Origin of the sequence: Streptomyces sp. NPDC046557 (genome assembly GCF_040645975.1) — a bacterium.
In the GTDB taxonomy this organism is placed as follows: domain Bacteria; phylum Actinomycetota; class Actinomycetes; order Streptomycetales; family Streptomycetaceae; genus Streptomyces.
Genome location: NZ_JBEYZH010000012.1, coordinates 52,150 through 71,954 on the forward strand (window position 1 = coordinate 52,150; position 19,805 = coordinate 71,954).

Sequence of the window (19,805 nt, forward strand, 5' to 3'; positions counted from 1 at the left end):
GCCGTCCCTGAAGAGGCGTCAGCGGGCCACGTACGTCTTCGCCGCCTTGTCGTGCCAGCCCTGGCGACGGGGGCGGTCGACGAGGCACCAGAGGCTGCCCGGGATGCCCAGGGTCGCGAAGACCAGCCAGCGGCGCAGGGCCGCGCCGAAGGTGGGCGGCCGGCGGGTGGCGACGGCCAGGACGCGGACGTCGAGCAGCCTCTTTCCCGGGGTGCGGCCCCAGCGGGCGGTGGGCAGCACCTCGTAGAGGACTCCGAAGAGCAGGACGGCGGCGAGTACGAGGCCCAGGTAGCCGGCGACGGTGGCGTCGAGCAGCCAGACGGTGGTGTGCCGGCCGATCACCCGGGCGGCGTCCACCTTCGCCTGGACGTGCGCCGTCACCCGGGGCACGAGGGGCCGGGCGGCCGCGGTCACGACGGCCGCCAGGACGAGGGAGTCCAGGAGGCGGGCCACCCCTCGCCGGAACAGACCGGCGGGGCGGACGGCGCGCTCGGCCATGCGCTCGAAGACGGCGTGCGCTGCGGGGAGGGGGCCGGCGGCGGGCGGGGCGGCGGCCGGGAGCGGGGCGGCGGGGGCGGCCTCTCGGGCGGGGGCCTTCGGAGGGGACGGCGGGGTGCGCTCGGCGGCGGGCGCGGGTCGCGCCGGTTCGGGGGCGAGGCGGGGCGCCGACACCGCCGCGCGGGGCCGGGCCGGGGCGGGCCGGGGGGAAGTCGCCTCGGGCCAGGAGGAGGTGACCCCGGACGGCGCGCCAGCGCCGCCGCCCCCGGGAGCCGCGGGCCACGCGGGAGCCGGGGCGGGGACGGGGGTGGGGAGGGAGGGTGCGGGGGCGGCCGGGACCGCGGCGGCCACCGGTGACCGGGCCGACAGGATGCCCACGGCCTCCGCCGGCGCCTGCACGGGGTACCGGTCCCCGGGCGGCGTGGCGAGGGCCGCACGGGCCGGCCGCGGCACGGCGGGCTCCTCGGGGTGCCCCCAGGACACCCGGACGTCGCGCGGGCCGCCGAAGCCCGCCTGGTGCGCGGGGTCCGCCTGCCAGGCGACCGGCTCGGCCACGGCGGCGGCCACCACCGGCTCGCGGTCGCGCCCGGGTTCCGGCCGGGGGTCCGACAGCGGCTCGGGGTCGGGGTCGGGGTCGGGGTCGGGGTCGGGGTCGGGGTCGGGGTCGGGGTCGGGCAACGCCTCGGTCACCGACGTCTCGTCCAGGAAGACCGGACCCGTCTCGTCCGCGGGCGTGGCGGGTCGGCTCGTACCCGGGACCCAGGCCGAGCCGTTCCAGTACCGCACGTACCCAGGGATGGAGGGATCGGGGTAGTAGCCCTCGCGGGCCGCGTGCTCGCCGTCACCAGGGGAGGCCGTCAATGTCCCCAACTCCGATCGTGGCTTGAGGCTGTGAAGGGCAGGACCATAGCGAAGAACCTCCCTCCGGCGGGTCCGGTAACGGGAGAATCCAAGCCTTCGAGCGAACCCTTTCCGCAGCCGCCCGGTTTCGGTCATCCGACAGATTTCGGCCAATCTCCCTTTCGCCGCGCGAAGTCGCGTCATACCCCGGCACATCGGCGCTCTCCCCGGGCGTGGGGCTCGATCCCGGCCCCGCGCACCGGACGCGAGATCCGCAACGAAGCGAGGCCGTCATGCACCACCCCGTCATCGAGCGCGAGCTGGAACTCAAGCTGGTCATGTCCCCCGAGCGCAGCATCCCCGTACCCGCCAGGCTGCTCTACCTGACGGACGACCCGTACGCCGTGCACATCACCTTCCACACCGGTTCCAGCGCCCCCGTGCACTGGACGTTCGCGCGCGAGCTGCTGGTGGAGGGGGTGTTCCGCCCGTGCGGTCACGGAGACGTCCGGATCTGGCCCACGAAGATCGACAACAGGTCGGTGCTGTCCATGGCCCTCAGCTCTCCCGACGGCGACGCCCTGCTGGAGGCCCCGTCCGCCTGTGTGTCGGCGTGGCTGGAGCGGACCCTGCGCGCGGTGCCGCCGGGGACGGAGGCGGAGCGACTGGGCCTGGACGCCGCGCTGGCGGAGCTGCTCACCCCGACCCCGGCGGACGACCTGTGGCTGCGGGACCCGTGGCCCTCGGACGAGTCCCCGGACGGGGACTCGTGAGGACCGGAACAGCCGGGGTCGGGGCCGCGAGGGTCTTGGCGACCGGGGTCAGAACAGCTTGCCGGGGTTCAGCAGGCCCAGCGGGTCGAAGGCGCGCTTCACATTGCGCTGCACCTCCAGCCCCACCGGTCCCAGCTCGCGGGCGAGCCAGTCCTTCTTCAGGACGCCGACCCCGTGCTCACCGGTGATCGTGCCGCCCAGCGACAGCCCGAGCGCCATGATCGCGTCGAAGGACGCGCGGGCCCGGCGCGTCTCGTCCTCGTCGGCCGGGTCGAAGCAGACCACCGGGTGGGTGTTGCCGTCGCCCGCGTGCGCGCAGACCCCGATGAGCAGATCGTGCGTACGGGCGATCTCGGCGGTCCCGTCCAGCATCTCGGCGAGCCGCGAGCGCGGGACGCACACGTCGTCGATCATCGTCGCCGGCCGCAGGGCCTCCAGTGCGGTCAGCGACATCCGCCGGGCCTGGAGCAGCAGTTCCGACTCCGCCTCGTCCTCGGCCGGCACGACGGCGGTGGCCCCGGCGGCCGTGCAGAGGTCCGCGACGGCGGCCAGGTCGTCGGGTGCGTGCGGGGTGTCGAAGGCGGCCAGCAGCAGCGCCTCGGTGCTCTCGGGCAGGCCCATCTTGCCGAGGGCGTTGACGGCCCTGATCGTCGTACGGTCCATCAGTTCCAGCAGCGAGGGCGTCAGGCCGGCCTCCATGACGGCGCAGACGGCCGCGCAGGCCGCCGCCGCCGAGGGGAACTCGGCGGCGAGCGCGAGCTGCCGGGGCGGCGCCGGGCGCAGTGCGAGCACGGCCCGCACGACGACGCCGAGGCTGCCCTCGGAGCCGACGAACAGGCGGGTGATGTCGTAACCGGCGACGCCCTTGGCGGTGCGCCGGCCGGTGTGCAGCAGCCGCCCGTCGGCGAGGACCACGTCGAGACCGAGGACGTACTCGGCGGTGACCCCGTACTTGACGCAGCACAGGCCGCCGGAGGCGGTGCCGATGTTGCCGCCGATGGTGCACTGCTCCCAACTGGAGGGGTCCGGCGGGTAGTACAGGCCCTGTGCGGCGACGGCGCGGGAGAGGACGGCGTTGACCACGCCCGGCTCGACGACGGCGATCCGGTCGACGGCGGAGATCTCCAGGATGCGGTCCATCTTCACCAGGGAGAGCACGATGCAGCCGTCGGAGGCGTTGGCGGCCCCGGACAGGCCCGTACGGGCACCCTGGGGGACCACGGGGACGCGCAGGGCGGTCGCGGTGCGCAGCACGTGCCGCACCTGCTCCACGGTCCGGGGCAGGACGACGGCGGCCGGTGTGCCGGCGGCGCAGAAGCTCGCCATGTCGGTGGCGTAGGAGGCGGTCACCTGGGGGTCGGTCAGGACCGCTTCGGCGGGCAGCCCGTCGAGCAGCGCCCCGAGGAGCGTGTCGTGGGGTGCGGCTTGGGGTGCGACTTGGGGTGCGGCTTGGGGTGCCTCGTGGGGTGCTGCTTGGGGGAGGTTCGCCCGGGGTGAGGTGGAGAGGTCATCATCCATGGGGTCAGCGTGGCACCTGGGGCCATAGGTGTGAACACGGACGCGACCCTCTTCGGACACCCCGGCGCACTCTTCATATTGACGCACAGTGAACGCATGGACCGTATCGACTACGCATCGGAGCAGGCCGAGCCGGCCGTGACGTTCACCGGCCGCAAGACGCTCGTGGCGGCCGCGGTAGCGGTGGTCCTGATCGTCGGGGCCCTGGTGATCAGGCCCGCCCGGACGGGGGACGACGCGCGCCCGCCCGGGCCCAGTCAACGGGCGGCCTCGGCGATGGGCCTGGGCGCCCCGGCGGCGGCCGTGGACCTGACGGCGCTGGTCACCGACCGGGAGAAGTGGCTCGCGAAGCACCCCGACGACGACGCCTCGTGGGCGGTGCTCGGCTCGGCCTATCTGGAGCAGGCGCGGCGCACGGCCGCCGCGGACTGGTTCCCGAAGGCGGAGGTGGCACTGAAACGCTCGCTGGAGCTGCGGGCCGCCGAGAAGGGCAACTTCGACGCGATGACGGGCATGGGCGCGCTGGCCAACGCCCGGCGCGACTTCGGGACGGCGAAGAAGTGGGGCGAGCTGGTACGGGCGCAGGCGCCGCGGCGCTGGACGGCGTACCCGGTGCTCGTGGACGCGTACTCCGGGCTCGGCGACTACAAGGCCGCGCAGAAGGCGCTGGAGCGGCTGGACGAGCTGCACTCGGGGCTGGCGGCGTACGTCAAGGCATCGCAGGTGTACCGGGACCGCGGCTGGCGCGAGGACGCGGTGATGGCGATGGAACACGCGGCGGGCGCGGCGAAGGCGCCGGTGGAGAAGGCGTACACGCTGTTCCGGCTCGGGGAGCTGTCCTGGGAGCGGGGCGACGCGGAGGAGGCCCTGGGCCAGTACGAGGCGGCGCTGCGGACGGACCCGGCGCAGGCGGAGGCGCTGGGCGGCCGGGCCCGGGCGCTGGCCTCGCTGGGGCGGGGTGGGGAGGCGGTACGGGACTACCGGATGGCGCTGGGGCGGGCGGCGGTACCGCGGCTGCAGTTGGAGCTGGGTGAGCTGCTGGAGTCTCTGGGGCGGGCGGACGAGGCCCGGGTGGCGTACGAGGCGCTCGGGGCGACGGCTGCGGCGGAGGGGGCGCAGCCGGTGGACGAGAACGTGGTGCTCGGGCTGTACGAGGCCGATCACCGCGACCCGGAGGCGGCGGTGCGGAGGCTGACGCAGGAGTGGGGGCGGCACAAGAGCATGGAGGTCGCCGACGCGCTGGGGTGGGCGTTGCACCGTACGGGTGATGACGCGATGGCGCTGGAGTACGCGAAGAAGGCGACGGAACCGGGGTTGCGCAGCGCGGAGTTCTCCTACCACCGGGCGATGATCGAGCGCGGTCTGGGTGACGAGGCGGGGGCGCGGCGGCACTTGCAGGAGGCCCTGCGGACGAACCCGGGCTTCTCGCCGCTGCGGGGCCCGCTGGCCAAGGAAGCCCTCGCCGCCTTGGCCCAACCCCCACCGGGCGGCCCGGAGAACATGCAACCGGCCACGCCTTGGGTCGCCCCGGACCTCCCCAAGGCCACCCCCAAACCCAAAACCCCCCAGCCGCCCAACCCCACCCCACCCCCCACGCCCGCCCCCGCCGGCACCTGACGCGCGGAGCCGAACCAGCCCCGCCGGCGATTGAGGCGCGGGGCCAACCCAGCCCCGCCGGCGATTGAGGCGCGGGGTCCGGGGCGGAGCCCCGAAAGCCCGGCGCAGCCGGGGCCGCTCCGCGCAACGGCGCCGCACCGGCCGACCAACACCGACCCCGACCCCGGCACCGGCCCCGGCCCCGGCCCCGGCCCCGCCGCGAACGCCACGGCCCCGCCGCCCCCCGCAGGGGCCCGGCGGGGCCGCGCACCACACGTCAACGCAACCTACAGGTTGCCCCGCTTCTCCTGCTCCCGCTCGATCGCCTCGAACAGCGCCTTGAAGTTGCCCTTGCCGAACCCCATCGACCCGTGCCGCTCGATGATCTCGAAGAACACCGTCGGCCGGTCCTGCACCGGCTTCGTGAAGATCTGCAGCAGGTAACCGTCCTCGTCACGGTCCACGAGGATCTTGAGCTCGCGCAGCGTCTCCACCGGCACCCGCGTCTCGCCGGCCCACTCCCCCAGCGTGTCGTAGTACGAGTCCGGGGTGTCCAGGAACTGCACGCCCGCCGCCCGCATGGACCGCACCGTCGCCACGATGTCGTTCGACGCCAGCGCGATGTGCTGGACGCCCGCGCCGCCGTAGAACTCCAGGTACTCGTCGATCTGCGACTTCTTCTTCGCGATCGCCGGCTCGTTGATCGGGAACTTCACCTTCAGGGTGCCGTCCGCGACCACCTTGGACATCAGCGCCGAGTACTCGGTCGCGATGTCGTCGCCCACGAACTCCTTCATGTTCGTGAAGCCCATGACCTTGTTGTAGAACGCCACCCACTCGTTCATCCGGCCCAGCTCGACGTTGCCCACGCAGTGGTCGATCGCCTGGAAGGTCCGCTTGGCCGGCGGCTCGACCATCGGGTCGACTGCGACGAAGCCCGGCAGGTAGGGGCCGGAGTACCCCTTGCGCTCGACCAGCGTGTGGCGGGTCTGGCCGTACGTGGCGATCGCGGCGAGCACGACCGTGCCGTGCTCGTCCTTGACCTCGTACGGCTCGTCCAGCCCGCGCGCGCCGTGCTCGACGGCGTACGCGTACGCCGCCCGGGCGTCCGGGACCTCGATCGCGAGGTCGATCACGCCGTCGCCGTGCTCGGCGACGTGCTCGGCGAGGAACCGGCCGTGGTCGGTGGCCGCCTTGATGACGGAGGTCAGGACGAAGCGGGCGGAGCCGTTGGTCAGGACGTAGCTGGCCGTCTCGCGGACGCCGTTCTCCGGTCCGGAGTAGGCGACGAGCTTCATGCCGAACGCGGTGGAGTAGTAGTGCGCGGCCTGCTTGGCGTTGCCCACGGCGAAGACGACGGCGTCCATGCCCTTCACCGGGAAGGGGTCTGCCTCACGCGCGGTGGCCGGGGTGGTTTCGAGGTTCGCCAAAAACTCAGTCATGAGCGCAGATTCCCGCCGATCCACAAGCTGCGCAATAGTTTCCGTTTCGGCTATACAGGATGACCAGCAAAGCCCGAGGATGACTGAGAGATCTGTGCACTATGACCACCTCGCGAGTGGTCCGGAGGCATCCATGGGAATCGACGAACTGGACGGGCGGCTGATCGTGCTGCTGGCGCGCGAGCCCCGGATCGGGGTACTGGAGGCGTCCCGACGGCTCGGCGTGGCGCGTGGCACGGTGCAGGCGCGGCTGGACCGGCTCCAGTCGAACGGGGTGATCCGGGGGTTCGGCCCGCAGGTCGATCCGGCGGCGCTCGGGTACCCGGTGACCGCGTTCGCCACGCTGGAGATCAAACAGGGCCAGGGGGCCGACGTACGGGCCCACCTGGACGGGGTGCCGGAGGTGCTGGAGCTGCACACGACGACCGGCCACGGGGACATGCTGTGTCGGCTGGTGGCCCGCTCCAACGCCGACCTGCAACGGGTGATCGACCGGGTGGTCGGCTTCGAGGGGATCGTGCGGGCCTCGACGGCGATCGTCATGGAGAACCCGGTGCCGCTGCGGATCATCCCACTGGTCGAACAGGCGGCCGTGGACGACTGATCCACGGCTTCCGGACGGGCCCACCGCAGAGTGCAAAGAAACCCTTGCAGAGAAACCTTTGCAACTTTACGGTGGGCCCATGTCCGAGACCCCGGAAGTCCCGCAGCCCCCGCCTCGGCAACAGCCCGAGCCCCGGCCGGAGCCAGGAACCGAGCCCCGAACCGAGCCTCGACTCCACGCCCTTGACGCCCGCTCACTGCGCGGGCTCGCGCACCCGCTGCGCATGCGCATGCTGGCCGAGCTGCGCCACGAGGGGCCGGCCACCGCCTCCCGACTCGCCGAGCGACTCGGCGAGTCGAGTGGTTCCACCAGCTACCACCTGCGCCGACTCGCCGCCTACGGGTTCGTCGAGGACGCGCCCGAGCAGGGCAAGGGCCGCGAACGCTGGTGGAGGGCCGTCCACGACGGCCTGCGGTTCGACGAGTCCCTCCTCTACGACGACGACTCGGCCACCCGGGGCGCGGCGGACCTCTTCCTGCACGAGGTCGCGACGATCCACGCCCAGGAGGTGGGCACCTGGCTCGGCAACGCCGACACCCTGCCCGCCGAATGGCGACACGCCTACGACCTCAGCGACTTCACGCTGCACCTGACGGCCGAGGAGAGCCTCGACCTGATCCACAAGATGCACGACCTGGTCAACGGCTTCCGAGACCTGCCGCCCACGGAAGGTCGGATTCCGGTCCGCGTCCACACGCACGCCTTCCCGCGCGAGAGCCCCACGCCCCCGTCGGCGGGGTCGGGCCGGAGCACGTCATGAGCAGACGACCCTTGGCGGCGGTCCTGGCCGCCAACACCATTTCCATAGCGGGCAGTTCGCTGACCGTCATCGGTGTGCCCTGGTTCGTGCTCCAGACCACGGGCAGCGCCGGCCGGGCCGGGGTCGTCGCCTTCTGCGCCACGCTGCCCGTCATCCTGGCGGCCCTCGTCGGCGGTCCCGTCATCGACCGGATCGGGCGCCGACGGGTCTCCGCCGCCTCCGACCTGATCTGCGCGCTGTCCGTCGGCTCGATCCCGCTCCTGCACCACGCGGGGCTGCTGGAGTTCTGGATGCTGTGCGCCCTGATGGCGCTGAGCGGCCTCGTGCACACCCCGGGCCTGACCGCCCGCGGCGTCCTGCTCCCGGACCTCGCGGAGCAAGCCGGTACCAGCCTCCCGCGCGCGGCCGGTTTCTACGACGCCGTCTCGCGCGGCGCCCGCATGATCGGCGCCGCGCTGGCCGGACTGCTGATCGCCGCGTTCGGTACCGAGTCGATCCTGCTCGTGGACGCCGCCACCTTCGCCGCGTCGGCGCTGCTGGTCACCGCCTTCCTGAGGGGCGTACCGGCGGCCGAACCGCAGCGGGCCGCCGGGAGGATCTCGTTCGCCGGCTACCGGGCCGAACTCGCGGAAGGCTGGGCCTTCGTGACCCGGTCGCGGTTGCTGCTGGGCATCACCGTGATGGTGATGACGACGAACGGCCTGGACCAGGGCTGGTCTTCGGTGCTGCTGCCCGTGCACGGCCGGGAGGCCCTCGGCGGTCCCGCCGCGATCGGCCTGGTCGTCTCCCTCTTCGGCGGCTCCGCGCTGCTCGGCGCCCTGCTCTACGGGATGTGGGGCGAGCGGTTGGGGCGCCGGACGGTGTTCGCGGTGGCGTTCCTGCTGTGCGGGGCGCCCCGGTACGTAATGGCCGCCGTCACCGGCACCCCGTTGCCGCTCGCGGTGACGATGGCGCTCTCGGGGCTGGGGGCGGGCGTGCTCAACCCGATCCTGTCCACGGTGGTCTACGAGCAGGTGCCGGACGCGCTGCGGAGCCGGGTCACCGGGGTGACCACGGCGGGCTGTGAGTTGACGATGCCGCTGGGCGGCCTCGCGGCGGGCATGCTCGTCGACGGTGTCGGCGCCGCCCCGGCGCTCCTCGCCTTCGGCGGCGTCTACCTGCTGGCGACGCTGAGCCCCCTGGTGTTCCCGGCCTGGCGCGGCTTGGACCGCGCAATGGTGGCGGCGGGTGCGCCCGTACCGGCTGACGCGACCGTACCGACGGGTGCCCCCGTACCGGCGGGTGCGCCCGTACCGGCGGGTGCGCCCGTACCGGTCAGCAGGACGGAACCTGATCCCCCCGGTTCAGCGCGCGAAGGGCGTTCACCGCACCCGTCAGCGAGGTGACGGGGATCAGCCGGAGTCCCTCGGGGAGTTCGGAGCGGGCGTCGGAGCACTCCGCCTTCGGGACGAGGAACACGCTCGCCCCGTCCCGCTTGGCGGCCTGCGTCTTGAGCGCGACCCCGCCGACCGCGCCGACCTCGCCCCCGGCGGTGATGGTTCCCGTACCGGCGATGACGCGGCCTCCGGTGAGGTCGCCGCCGCTGCCGTCGCCGTCGAGCTTGTCGACGATGCCGAGGGAGAACAGCAGGCCGGCGCTGGGACCGCCGACGTCGGCGAGGTGCAGCTCGGTCTTCACCGTCTTGGGGTCCTTGTGGAGATAACCGAGGGCGGCCTCGGAGGCGGCCGACTGGGAGGTGGCCATTTCCTCCAGGTTGTGCCGCTCGATCTCCTTGTCGCTTCCGCCCGACGGGTAGACGGAGCCCCGGGGCATGACGGCCCGGGTGGTGTCGAACCAGCGGGAGACGAGTTCGGGCAGGCGCACCGTCGAGGAGGGCCCGGTGGCCTGGATGGTCGTCATCCGCAGCTGGCCCTTGGTCTCACGGGTCGGGGCGCCGCTGACGACGGTGACGGGCTTGCCGTCGAGGGCGCCGAGCACGTCGGCGGTGAGCCCCGGCTGGGCGATCACGAAGGGCAGCGGCGCGAAGGCCGCCGCGACGAACAGCCCGAGGACGGGCACGGCGCAGACGGCCAGGGCGGCGGGGCGCGGCAGACGTGTGAGGCGAGAGAGCACGCGGTCAATCTATCGGGCCGGTGTGGAGCGCCATCGTGCGCACGCCAGGGCCCGCGCCCCGGCGGACATGGACGCGGCGGGCCGGCGCCGCGAGCGCGGGCGTCGGCGCCGACGTCAGCGCAGGGCGTCGGCGACCTCGCGGGCCGCGTCGACCACGCGCGGGCCGACCCGCTCGGGCACGGCGTCGGCCAGCATGACGACGCCGACGCTGCCCTCCAGCCCGGTGATGCCGACGAGGGGCGCGGCGGCACCGCTGGCGCCCGCTTCGAGCTCCCCGTGGGTCAGGGTGTACCCGGGCTCGGTGAGCGCCCCCTGACGAGCGGCCAGAATGGCCCGACCGGCGGCCCCGCGGTCCAGCGGGTGGCGGAAGCCGGCCCGGTAGGCCACGTGGTAGTCCGTCCAGGTCGGTTCCACGACGGCCACCGCGAGCGCCTCGGTGCCGTCGACGAGGGTCAGGTGCGCGGTGGCCCCGATGTCCTCGGCGAGGGAGCGCAGCGCGGGCAGGGCCGCCTCGCGTACCAGCGGGTGGACCTGACGCCCCAGCCGGAGCACGCCGAGCCCGACCCGGGCCCGACCGCCGAGGTCGCGGCGGACCAGGGCGTGCTGTTCGAGCGTGGCGAGCAGACGGTAGACGACGGTGCGGTTGACACCGAGGCGGTTGGAGAGCTCGGTGACGGTCAGACCGTGGTCGGTGTCCGCGAGCAGCTTGAGAACCCTGAGCCCTCGGTCGAGGGTCTGGGAGGTTTCCGCAGTCACGACGCCTCTCCCTCTTTCACTGGGCGGCGGTGACTCTCGCGGGGTGGAGCGCTGCCGGTCCCTCGGCGACGCACGGAGAGGCCGCCGGTTGCGGCCATGGCATGGCTCCGGCTGCGCTCCCGCGGCGGCGCTGCCACGGGGCGTTCGATGCGGGGACAGTAGCGAGCAGCTCCGCTCAGCGGAAGACCTCGTCCACAATCCGGGCGCCTAGCGCCGGTTTGTTCCGTTTTTTTCTTGCCCGTGTGTCAATTCGTAATGTTCCCCGACGCGAATTGGCGTTACTCGCACCTAGGCTGATCGCGTTCAAAAGAACGCTGGGGGTGGCCGGGCAGATCGCCCGGAGCACGCGGAGGGGAAAAGAAATAATGAAGCTCAAGCGCATGGCCGTCGTCGCCGCGGCCGCCGTGGTCGGCCCGACTGTCCTCATGGCCACGCCCGCGATGGCGGACGAGGTGAAGAACCCCGCGGTGACGACTCCGGACACGGCCCCGAAGGACGACACCACCCCGGCCGCCGAGACCCCGGCCCCCGCGGCCTAGACGCCGGCTCCGGTAACGGGAGCTCCGGCCGCCGAGACCCCGGCCAAGGAGACCCCGAAGGGCGAGACCCCGGACCCGATCGGCCCGCCCGCTGCGGAGCAGCCGGGCGCGGGCGACGACGACGTCTTCGAGCACGGTACGGGCCCCAAGCTCGGCCTGAACGGTGTCCCGAGTACGTTCAAGGCCGGCGGCGAGTGGACGGAGTTCAGCCTCGCCGTGGACAACGCCCAGGGCAAGGCCCAGAAGAGCTACGTCCTGGTCCTCGCCGTCGCCCACCAGCGCGCGGAGCTGGACTCCGGTGACGCCCAGGTCGAGGTCCGCTTCGGGGGCCAGTGGCACAACGTCACCATCGAGGACGAGGGCGGCGTGCTCGTCGCCCTGCTGACGGACGACCTGGACATCCCCAAGGGCACCTTCGACCTCCAGGTCCGCGTCAAGTTCAACGCGGGCGCCCCGGCGGGCGACATCGCGATCGCCGCCGCCGGCGGCAGCAACGCGGACGAGGGCGTCTGGTCGGACACCGTCTGGGCTGAGGCGAAGATCGTCAAGGGCGGCGCCGGCAACGGCGGCACCGGCAACGGCGGCCACGACAACGGTGGCAACGAGACCAAGCCGAACGGCGGCAACAGCACCACCCCGATCGTGGACCACGGCACGGGCACGGGCACGGGTAGCACCGGCACCACGGGTACCGGCGGGAACAACGGCTCCACCCAGACCGGCGGCCAACTCGCCGAGACGGGCACGGACGCGGCCACCACGTGGGCCCTCGGCGCCGGTGGTGTGGCCCTGGCCATGGGCGCGGCCCTGGTCGCAGGTACCGGCCGCCGTCGCCGCACCACCGCGTGAGCGGGCGGCCGACAAGGCGGGGCTGGTAGCAGGCGTCACGTGAGAGCGGGCCCGCGCGCATCGGCGCGTGGGGCCCGCTCGACGTTCGGGGACGGCCTCGGGGACGACTTCGGGAGCCGTCGGAACTCACCGCGCCCGGGTCATCGCGGCGCGGTCACCGCATGCGGGTGGCCCACTCCTGCACCTTCTTGATCCGCTCACGCAGCTGTCCCGCTGTCGCCTCCGCGCTGGGCGGCCCGCCGCACACGCGGCGCAGCTCCGTGTGGATCACCCCGTGTGGCTTGCCGCTCTGGTGGACGTACGCGCCGACCATCGTGTTGAGCGACTTGCGCAGCTCCAGCAGTTCCTTGTGCGAAACGACGGGACGTCGGTCGGCGGGCAGCTCCAGCAGGTCCGCCTCCGCGTCCGGCTTGCGCCGGCTGTGCGCGATCTGCCGCGACTGCCGCTTCTGCAGCAGCATCTGCACCTGGTCGGGCTCCAGCAGTCCGGGGATGCCGAGGTAGTCCTGCTCCTCCTCGCTGCCCGGGTGCGCCTGCATGCCGAATTCGGCGCCGTCGTAGAGCACCCGGTCGAAGACGGCGTCGGACTCCAGCGCCTCGAAGGACATCTGCTCGTCCTCGCCGGTGTCCTCGTCCTCCAGTTTGTTGGCCTCGTCCATTTCCTTCTCGGACTCGGCATAAGGGTCTTCCTCGCCCTTTTTCTTCGGTTTGTCGAGAACGTGATCCCGTTCGACTTCCATCTCATTGGCGAAACCGAGCAGGTACGGAATCGTCGGAAGGAACACTGAAGCGGTCTCGCCGCGCCTGCGCGAACGTACAAAACGCCCGACGGCCTGCGCGAAGAACAGCGGCGTCGAAATGGTGGTGGCATAAACCCCCACCGCCAGGCGCGGTACGTCGACACCCTCCGACACCATCCGGACCGCGACCATCCAGCGGTCGTCGCCCGCGCTGAAGTCGTCGATCCGCTTCGAGGCGCCGGTGTCGTCGGAGAGCACGACGGTCGCCTTGGTCCCGGTGATCTCCCGGATCAGCTTGGCGTACGCGCGCGCCGAGTCCTGGTCGGAGGCGATGACGAGACCACCCGCGTCCGGGATGCCCTTGCGCACTTCCGTCAGCCGCTGGTCGGCGGCGCGCAGCACGTTGGGCATCCAGTCGCCGCGCGGGTCCAGCGCGGTGCGCCACGCCTGCGAGATGGCGTCCTTGGTCATCGGCTCGCCGAGGCGGGCCGCGATCTCGTCGCCGGCCTTGGTGCGCCAGCGCATGTTGCCGCTGTAGGAGAGGAAGATGACGGGCCGGACGACGCCGTCGCCGAGGGCGTTCCCGTAGCCGTAGGTGTAGTCCGCCGACGACCGCCGGATGCCGTCGTTACCCTCCTCGTACGTCACGAACGGGATCGGGTTGGTGTCCGAGCGGAAGGGCGTGCCGGTCAGCGCGAGTCGGCGGGTGGCGGGGTCGAACGCCTCCAGGCACGCCTCGCCCCAGGACTTGGAGTCGCCCGCGTGGTGGATCTCGTCGAGGATCACGAGGGTCTTGCGCTGCTCGCACCGGTTGCGGTGCAGCATCGGGCGTACGCCGACGCCCGCGTAGGTGACGGCGACGCCGTGGTAGTCCCTGCTGAGCGGCCCGGCGGAGTACTCCGGGTCGAGCCGGATACCTATCCGCGCGGCGGCCTCCGCCCACTGCTTCTTGAGGTGCTCGGTCGGCGCGACGACGGTCACCTGCTGGACGACGTGGTGGTGCAGCAGCCAGGAGGCGAGCGTCAGCGCGAAGGTCGTCTTGCCGGCGCCGGGGGTCGCGACGGCGAGGAAGTCGCGCGGCTGGGTCTCCAGGTATCGGCCCAGCGCACTCTCCTGCCAGGCACGCAGCTTGCTGGCGGTACCCCACGGCGCGCGGCCGGGGAAGGCGGGTGAGAGGTGGTGGGAGGCGGTAGTAGTCACGGTCTCCGGTTCGTCGCTCTCGGCAGTCGTACGTAGGACAACCGGGCCACCCTACCGGTGCCGGCCCGCCCCCCGGGGAGGGACAGGCCCGCGACCTCGGCGGGTGCGGCGAGCGTCACACATGGAGCCGGCAGCCAGGGGTCAGCCGGCGAACTTCCCCAGGTGCGCCGCGATCTTGGGCACGTCGAGAGCCCCCTGGCCCACGTCCAGCACGAACTGCTCAGCCTCGTCCACGTCGAAGTCCGCGTCGAGCGGGTGCCCGTTCATGTGGAGAAAGACCCAGGTCGCGTACCAGGCGATGCGCTTGTTCCCGTCTCCCAGCCCGCGGTTGCGGGCGAGCGATTCCATGAGGGCCGCGGCCTTCTCCCGGATGTCCGGGTAGGCGTCCTGGCCGAACACGCTCGACTGGGGGCGCGCCAGCGCCGAGTCGAGCAGCCCGTAGTCACGCACCTCGCCGGTCCCGAGCCGCTCCGCGAGGTTCAACACCTCGGGCAGCGTCAGGTAGTGGGTCACGCAAGCCTCCGGTTCAGCTCACCGCTGACCTTCAGGACATGCTCGGCTGCCTCGTCGAACAGCCGGGAACGTTCGTTTACGGCCCCGATCACCGCCTCGTGCGCGAAGGACTGCATGCTGCGGCCCTCCGCCTCGGCGCGCTCGCGCAGGGCGTCCAGCTCTTCTTCGGTGAACCTGACATTGAGACCAGCCATGAGGTACCCGGTACCGCGTAGTACCACGTGGTGTCAGCCGCTTTGCGGCGCTTGGGTCGCCGACCGTGCATCCAGCCGGGTCGCGACCCACGCGCCCACCAACGCCACGACGGCCATCGGCAGGAAGACGGCCACGAAGGCGGCGGGGTGCGAGGCGGTCGCGCCCTCGGCGAGGCCGTGCCCGGCCCCGACCGCTCCGCCACCCAGCGCGGCGAACGCCGCCCCGCCCGCCGCCAGCAGCACCACGTTCGCCAGCGCGTCCGAGATCTGCAGGGCGGCGGAGTTGGCCCCGGCCTCCTGCGGCGGCGACAGCTTCATCAACAGCACGCCGGTCGGCCCGATGACCAGGCCCATGCCGAAGCACCCGAGCCCCCAGGCGAGCGCCGGCGTCCACACCGGCACCCACGGGACGAGCACGGCCGGGGCCGTCGCGATGGCCACCCCCACCATCACCATCCCGGCCACCATCAGCCGCTGCCGGTACGGCTCCACCCGCCCCTTGGACTGCACCCACGAGCCGATCGCCCAGGTCAGCCCGCCCAGGGCCAGCGAGAACCCCGCCATGGTCGGGCTGAGCCCCCGCTGGGTGACCAGCATCAGCGGTACGAAGCTCTCCGCCGCGATGAACGCCCCCGCCGCGACCCCGCGCAGCAACACCACCGACGGCAGCCCGCGCCGCGCCCGGTACGTCCCGCGCGGGAGCAGCCCCCGTACCGCCGGCACCAGCAGGGCCACTCCCGCGACACCCGGCAGCAGCGACAGCCACCGCAGGTCCTGGGCCGCGTACTGGAGCAGCCCCGCACCCGCCGAGATCCCGAGCGCGAGCCGGATCCTGCGGCGGTCGAACGGCTCGGGGCCGTCCGCCGTCCCCTCGGGCCCGTCCGCCGTCCGTACGGGGCCGCCCGCGGTCCTCCGGATCGCAGGCAGGGCCACGACCAGCGGTACGACGACCAGCACGGGGATGGCGAGGAACACCCAGCGCCACCCGAGCCGCTCGGTCACCGTCCCGGCGGCCAGCGGCCCCACGATGGACGGCACGACCCAACTCGCGGCGAAGGCCGCCATGATGGCGGGCCGCAGCCGCTCCTCGTAGGCCCGGCTGACGACGACGTACAGGGCGACGATCACCAGCCCGCCCCCGAACCCCTGCACCGCCCGCCCGATCAGGAACACCCACATCACGCGGGCGGTCCCCGACACCACCAGCCCGGCGGCGAAGCCCCCGATCCCGACGGCGAGCGGCCGCAGCGGGCCTTGAAGGTCGGCCCACTGACCGGCGAGCACCATGCCGAAGAGGCTGGTGGTGAAGTAGGCGGAGAAGGCGAAGGCGTAGAGCCCGATCCCGTCCAACTCGCGGGCGGCGACGGGCATCGCCGTGCCGACGGCGGTGGCCTCGAACGCGATCAGGAAGATGACGGAGACCATCCCGATGCTCAGCGTCCGGTACGGCGGCGCGAGGACCCCACCCCGCGGCGGGGGCGGAAGGGACGCGTCGGCTGTCTGCGGAACACGGGGTTTCAGGACGCTCATCGCCCCAGAGTAAGGTTCGTAGCCGCGTCTCGACCCTGTCATTTTGACGGATCCCCCGCTCCGCCTCCGGACCTACGCCCCGCCGGTTGTGAACGGAGCATGGCGGTCACATTGCACCCCCGCCCACCCCCTTCCCCACCCCCGCCACCCCCGTACGGTCATCTCAGAACCACCACCCAGCCGTGTGCCCGAGTGGTTGAGGGACTCGCCTGCAAAGCGAGTTACGCCGGTTCGATTCCGGTCACGGCTTCCGATGCGGCCCGCCCGGGGAATCCCATCCCCGGGCGGCCGGCGGTCATGCCCGCTCCGCTACCGGGTGGGGGCGGCCTTCTCCTTCACCACCAACCGTTCCGGCAGACCCCCGCCGTCCTTGCAGCCGAGCTCCTTGGCGAGGGCCCGCGCGGCGGAGTGCACGATGGTGAGGTTCGCCTCGCGCAACGCGCGGGGATCGACGTCGGTCGGCGCCTCTCCGAGGCTCACGGCCGCCATGATCGGAACGGCCTTGTCGGACCCTGCGAGTCGAGCGCTCGCGCAGTCGAAGTAGAGCCGCCCACTGTCGGGTAGTACGAGGGCGTTGCGGCCCAGGTCGTACTCCCAGTAGTAGGCCTTGCCGCTCTCGCTTTGCTCACCAGTGCGCTGAAGCTCGCTCTCGATCTCGAAATGCACCGAAAGATCGTGCCGGTTTTTGATGTCAACCGGAGTGGCCCTGCACACCACACCGCCGAGCGACCCGCCGTTTTTCGCGTACCCGCGCTCCAGCACACCCGCCACCCAAGCCACGTCTCCGACGTTCTTGGGCGGCTTGAACGCCGTGGCACCGCCGGTGAGCAGCGCCAGTGCGTGCACGGCATCCTGGTTGAGCAGCCCCTCGGAACAGACATCGGCGGCGAATACTGCACTCGGCCCGCGGTCAGGCTCCTTGCCACCACTGCACCCGGAAGCCAGGACCCCCGCCACCAGCAAGCCCGAGAGCGTCCGGATCGCCGGGCGAGCGGTAGTCATTCACCTGCCTTCTTCGGTTTCACAGGATCATTGCCCATGTGCTGCTCATTGCCCCAGCCGTAGCCGTAACCGACGATGAGCGCCTGCCGAAGGTCCTCATCGAAGGTGTCCCTTGCATCCACCGGGTGTCGCGTCAGGAAGTTTTCGACCGGCGCGGACGCCATCATCCCGCCCTGCCGGTACACGGCCGCCTTCGCGTCATGGGTCTTGCCGTCAGCGAGGTCCTTCTGCCTCTCGGCCTCGGCATGAGACCAGTCACCGACGACGTTACCGGCCACCTGCTCCAGCGCCCCGGTGCTCAAGTCGACTCCGAGTGGCACCAGAGCGACTGCCGCGGCTCCGGCGACGGCGATTTCGGGAAGGAACGCGACGCCGGCCGCGATCCCTCCGACCGCCGCGAACTCCACCCAACCACTCCTCTTCTCCAAGGCCCGTTCGTAGTCGTCGTTCCACTTGTCGGCGTTCTGCTGGATCTGCTTGGCGCGAGACTCGTCCAGGACCCCCTGGAACTCGCCACCCGTCCGTGCGATCTCTTCCAGACTGCTCTTGTTGATCTCGCCATCCGCCCCGACTTGGGCCTCCAGCATCGAGGACGAGAAGACCGACTCGGCCCGTGACATCGTGAGATAGGAGTCGGGGTACTGGCCCAGGCTGCTGAGGAACTTGCGGGCGTCGTCCTGCTCGAACTTCGCATGGCCCTCCGCGCCCGGCGCGAAGACGCTGTCTGGCAGGTTGTCGCGCAGCGAGTGGTTGAGGTCGTCGATGTACCCCGCCCCCATGCGTCCGAGGCTGTCCGCGAGCGTCTCCTGCTCCTTGAGCAGTTCGGCGTCGCCTCCGTACTTGAGCACCACCTGCTGCATGATGCGCGAGCCCGCATCGCTGCGTTCGAGGTGTGCTTGGGGGTCGTCCCAGGCGTGGCCGAGGGTGGCGGCTTCGAGGGCGTGGCCCAGGGCGTCTGGCATGTACTTCTGGACCTTGGGGAGGTCATCGGGGTTGAAGCCCTCCATGTCGATGGTGGGGGCGTACTTCGCGTTGCCGAAGAAGTCGAGGTAGCTCCTGATCGGCTTCTTGTCCGCCCCCGCGCCCAGGTCCGGAAGGCCCGGTTTCTCCGTGCCGTCCTGGTTGTAGGCGTGTGGAGGGCGCTCCGGGTCGAAGAACTGGGAGGCCGCGTCCGGGCTGTGGCCCAGCGCCTCCAGGAAGCTGACCACCGGGTCGTAGCCGGCGCCGTTGATGCCGGAGGGGTTGAGCATGTTCTTGCCGTAGCCGTTGAGCTGCCGCGACTGGTTGAAGAAGTCGGGGTCCTTGGCGTGGATCTGGGTCGCGTGCTCGGCGATCGGCAGCAGGAACTTGGGGTCGTAGTTCCCGTACCGCATGATGCCGCCGAGCAACTGGTAGCCGAAGGGCGGGTTCTGCTCGTACCTCCCCAACGGAATGCGCTCCGTGCCGAGCTTGCGCAACTCCTGCGCGAAGCTCGGCGGCAGGTGCGGCTCGGACGTGGAGCGGGTGGCCGTCGCGAGGTTCAGGCCCAGGTTCTGTTGGAGCTGCTGGACGTCCTTGAGGCGCTGCGGGTCCTGCTTCGCGTAGTCGAAGGTGTCCGTGGACAACTGCCCGTAGAACTCCAGCGCCCCCTTGGGACCGAGCGCCCCGTAGAAGGCGGTGGAGAACGTCGCGTCCTTCGCGTTGTCCGCCAGCAGTTCGTTCAGCTCGGTGAGCTCGGCGTGGCTGAGGCCCCGGCCCTTGCGCGCCAGGTCGATGGCGTGTCCGGCCTGCTCGGCGACGAGGCCGGCGTACTTGGGGGCGCTGAAGTTGTGGTCCTCCGCCACGTTCGCGCCGAGGAGGCGGGACAGTGACTGGTCGGCGTCGTCGCAGGTGTCGATGATCGCGTCGATCTTCGCCTGCCAGAGCGGCTGGTTCTCGCGGACGGACTGTCGGTAGTCGGGGTCGTGCAGCGCCGCGCCGCGCTCGGCTTCGGGAAGCGGTGCCGGTGTGACCTTGCCCTTGCCGTCCACCTGGAAGCCGGCGGCGGGTGCGTCCTGGTCGGCGATCTTCTTGAGCTGCTCGCGGCAGCTCTTGAAGGTGGCATGGCCCTGGGAAAGGGCTTGCTGGATGCCCTTGGCTTCCTTGGCAGCGTCCTCGAACTCCTTGGCCGTCTTGTCGACGAACGACCGCCCCACGCTCGCGGTGACCCCACGCCATTCGGCCTTGTCGGCCTTGGCTTTCATGCCGTTGCGGGCCGCCTCGGCGAGTTCCTCCAGCTTCGTGACCATCGCCGCCCAGTCGATGATCGCGGTCGCGAGCTGGTCGACCGGGGCGTTCAGGACGTTCTCGTACGACAACACG

Annotated in this window: 18 protein-coding genes and 1 tRNA gene; 8 read left to right on the forward strand and 11 right to left on the reverse strand. The window is 71.9% G+C overall.

Features of this window, described 5'->3' with window-relative positions; translation table 11 throughout:
• Positions 1 to 18: 18 nt before the first annotated feature.
• Positions 19 to 1,359 (reverse strand): RDD family protein, encoded by a 1,341-nt coding sequence (locus ABZ934_RS21160; RefSeq protein WP_361315350.1) that lies wholly within the window; start codon positions 1,357 to 1,359, stop codon positions 19 to 21.
• A 272-nt stretch (positions 1,360 to 1,631) separates the two neighbouring features.
• Here ABZ934_RS21160 and ABZ934_RS21165 point away from each other — a divergent pair, with 272 nt between their 5' ends.
• Positions 1,632 to 2,111, forward strand: a complete 480-nt coding sequence (locus ABZ934_RS21165) for an SsgA family sporulation/cell division regulator (protein ID WP_361315352.1) — start codon at positions 1,632 to 1,634, stop codon at positions 2,109 to 2,111.
• Between the two features lie 48 nt (positions 2,112 to 2,159).
• Here ABZ934_RS21165 and ABZ934_RS21170 read toward each other — a convergent pair whose 3' ends face one another.
• Positions 2,160 to 3,629, reverse strand: a complete 1,470-nt coding sequence (locus ABZ934_RS21170) for an FAD-linked oxidase C-terminal domain-containing protein (protein WP_361315355.1) — start codon at positions 3,627 to 3,629, stop codon at positions 2,160 to 2,162.
• 96 nt (positions 3,630 to 3,725) lie between these two features.
• Between ABZ934_RS21170 and ABZ934_RS21175 the strand changes: the two genes are divergently transcribed.
• Positions 3,726 to 5,246 (forward strand): tetratricopeptide repeat protein, encoded by a 1,521-nt coding sequence (locus tag ABZ934_RS21175; protein WP_361315358.1) that lies wholly within the window; start codon positions 3,726 to 3,728, stop codon positions 5,244 to 5,246.
• Between the two features lie 266 nt (positions 5,247 to 5,512).
• Here the strand turns inward: ABZ934_RS21175 and hppD are convergent, their stop codons facing one another.
• Complete coding sequence (gene hppD / locus ABZ934_RS21180) at positions 5,513 to 6,667, reverse strand: 4-hydroxyphenylpyruvate dioxygenase (RefSeq protein WP_361315361.1); 1,155 nt, start codon at positions 6,665 to 6,667, stop codon at positions 5,513 to 5,515.
• Positions 6,668 to 6,800: 133 nt separating this feature from the next.
• Here hppD and ABZ934_RS21185 point away from each other — a divergent pair, with 133 nt between their 5' ends.
• The 3 genes from ABZ934_RS21185 to ABZ934_RS21195 all read left to right on the forward strand — a co-directional run bounded on the left by ABZ934_RS21185 (position 6,801) and on the right by ABZ934_RS21195 (position 9,416).
• On the forward strand, positions 6,801 to 7,271 hold the full coding sequence (locus ABZ934_RS21185; RefSeq protein ID WP_361315363.1) for an Lrp/AsnC family transcriptional regulator: 471 nt from the start codon (positions 6,801 to 6,803) through the stop codon (positions 7,269 to 7,271).
• Positions 7,272 to 7,350: 79 nt separating this feature from the next.
• On the forward strand, positions 7,351 to 8,031 hold the full coding sequence (locus tag ABZ934_RS21190; RefSeq protein ID WP_361315366.1) for a helix-turn-helix domain-containing protein: 681 nt from the start codon (positions 7,351 to 7,353) through the stop codon (positions 8,029 to 8,031).
• A complete protein-coding gene (locus ABZ934_RS21195) occupies positions 8,028 to 9,416 on the forward strand; it encodes an MFS transporter (protein WP_361315368.1) in 1,389 nt (462 codons plus the stop codon). The genes ABZ934_RS21190 and ABZ934_RS21195 overlap by 4 nt, the downstream gene beginning before the upstream one ends.
• Here ABZ934_RS21195 and ABZ934_RS21200 read toward each other — a convergent pair.
• Entirely contained in the window at positions 9,346 to 10,143 is a 798-nt protein-coding gene (locus tag ABZ934_RS21200; RefSeq protein ID WP_361315371.1) for a S16 family serine protease, read from the reverse strand. The two genes, ABZ934_RS21195 and ABZ934_RS21200, sit on opposite strands and share 71 nt — an antisense overlap.
• 114 nt (positions 10,144 to 10,257) lie before the next feature.
• On the reverse strand, positions 10,258 to 10,899 hold the full coding sequence (locus ABZ934_RS21205) for a helix-turn-helix domain-containing protein (RefSeq protein WP_136214423.1): 642 nt from the start codon (positions 10,897 to 10,899) through the stop codon (positions 10,258 to 10,260).
• A 365-nt stretch (positions 10,900 to 11,264) separates the two neighbouring features.
• Between ABZ934_RS21205 and ABZ934_RS21210 the strand changes: the two genes are divergently transcribed.
• Positions 11,265 to 11,438, forward strand: a complete 174-nt coding sequence (locus ABZ934_RS21210) for a hypothetical protein (protein WP_361315374.1) — start codon at positions 11,265 to 11,267, stop codon at positions 11,436 to 11,438.
• 216 nt (positions 11,439 to 11,654) lie between these two features.
• A complete protein-coding gene (locus ABZ934_RS21215) occupies positions 11,655 to 12,287 on the forward strand; it encodes an LPXTG cell wall anchor domain-containing protein (protein WP_361315376.1) in 633 nt (210 codons plus the stop codon).
• A 154-nt stretch (positions 12,288 to 12,441) separates the two neighbouring features.
• On the opposite strand, the gene ABZ934_RS21220 is transcribed toward ABZ934_RS21215, so the two are convergent.
• The 4 genes from ABZ934_RS21220 to ABZ934_RS21235 form a co-directional block, all read right to left on the reverse strand.
• A complete protein-coding gene (locus ABZ934_RS21220; RefSeq protein WP_361315379.1) occupies positions 12,442 to 14,226 on the reverse strand; it encodes a DEAD/DEAH box helicase in 1,785 nt (594 codons plus the stop codon).
• Positions 14,227 to 14,367: 141 nt separating this feature from the next.
• A complete protein-coding gene (locus ABZ934_RS21225) occupies positions 14,368 to 14,739 on the reverse strand; it encodes a Fic family protein (RefSeq protein WP_361315381.1) in 372 nt (123 codons plus the stop codon).
• Positions 14,736 to 14,933, reverse strand: coding sequence for an Arc family DNA-binding protein (locus tag ABZ934_RS21230; RefSeq protein WP_361315384.1), 198 nt, complete (start codon positions 14,931 to 14,933; stop codon positions 14,736 to 14,738). The genes ABZ934_RS21225 and ABZ934_RS21230 overlap by 4 nt, the downstream gene beginning before the upstream one ends.
• Positions 14,934 to 14,966: 33 nt before the next feature.
• Positions 14,967 to 16,463 carry an MFS transporter gene (locus tag ABZ934_RS21235; protein WP_361315387.1) on the reverse strand — a complete coding sequence of 499 codons (1,497 nt, stop codon included), beginning with the start codon at positions 16,461 to 16,463 and terminating at the stop codon, positions 14,967 to 14,969.
• A gap of 178 nt (positions 16,464 to 16,641) precedes the next feature.
• Here ABZ934_RS21235 and ABZ934_RS21240 point away from each other — a divergent pair.
• A tRNA-Cys gene (locus ABZ934_RS21240) sits at positions 16,642 to 16,713 on the forward strand.
• Positions 16,714 to 16,772: 59 nt separating this feature from the next.
• Here ABZ934_RS21240 and ABZ934_RS21245 read toward each other — a convergent pair.
• Complete coding sequence (locus tag ABZ934_RS21245) at positions 16,773 to 17,465, reverse strand: hypothetical protein (protein ID WP_361315389.1); 693 nt, start codon at positions 17,463 to 17,465, stop codon at positions 16,773 to 16,775.
• Positions 17,462 to 19,804 carry a hypothetical protein gene (locus ABZ934_RS21250; protein WP_361315391.1) on the reverse strand — a complete coding sequence of 781 codons (2,343 nt, stop codon included), beginning with the start codon at positions 19,802 to 19,804 and terminating at the stop codon, positions 17,462 to 17,464. Before ABZ934_RS21250 ends, ABZ934_RS21245 begins: the two co-directional genes overlap by 4 nt.
• Position 19,805: the final 1 nt, after the last annotated feature.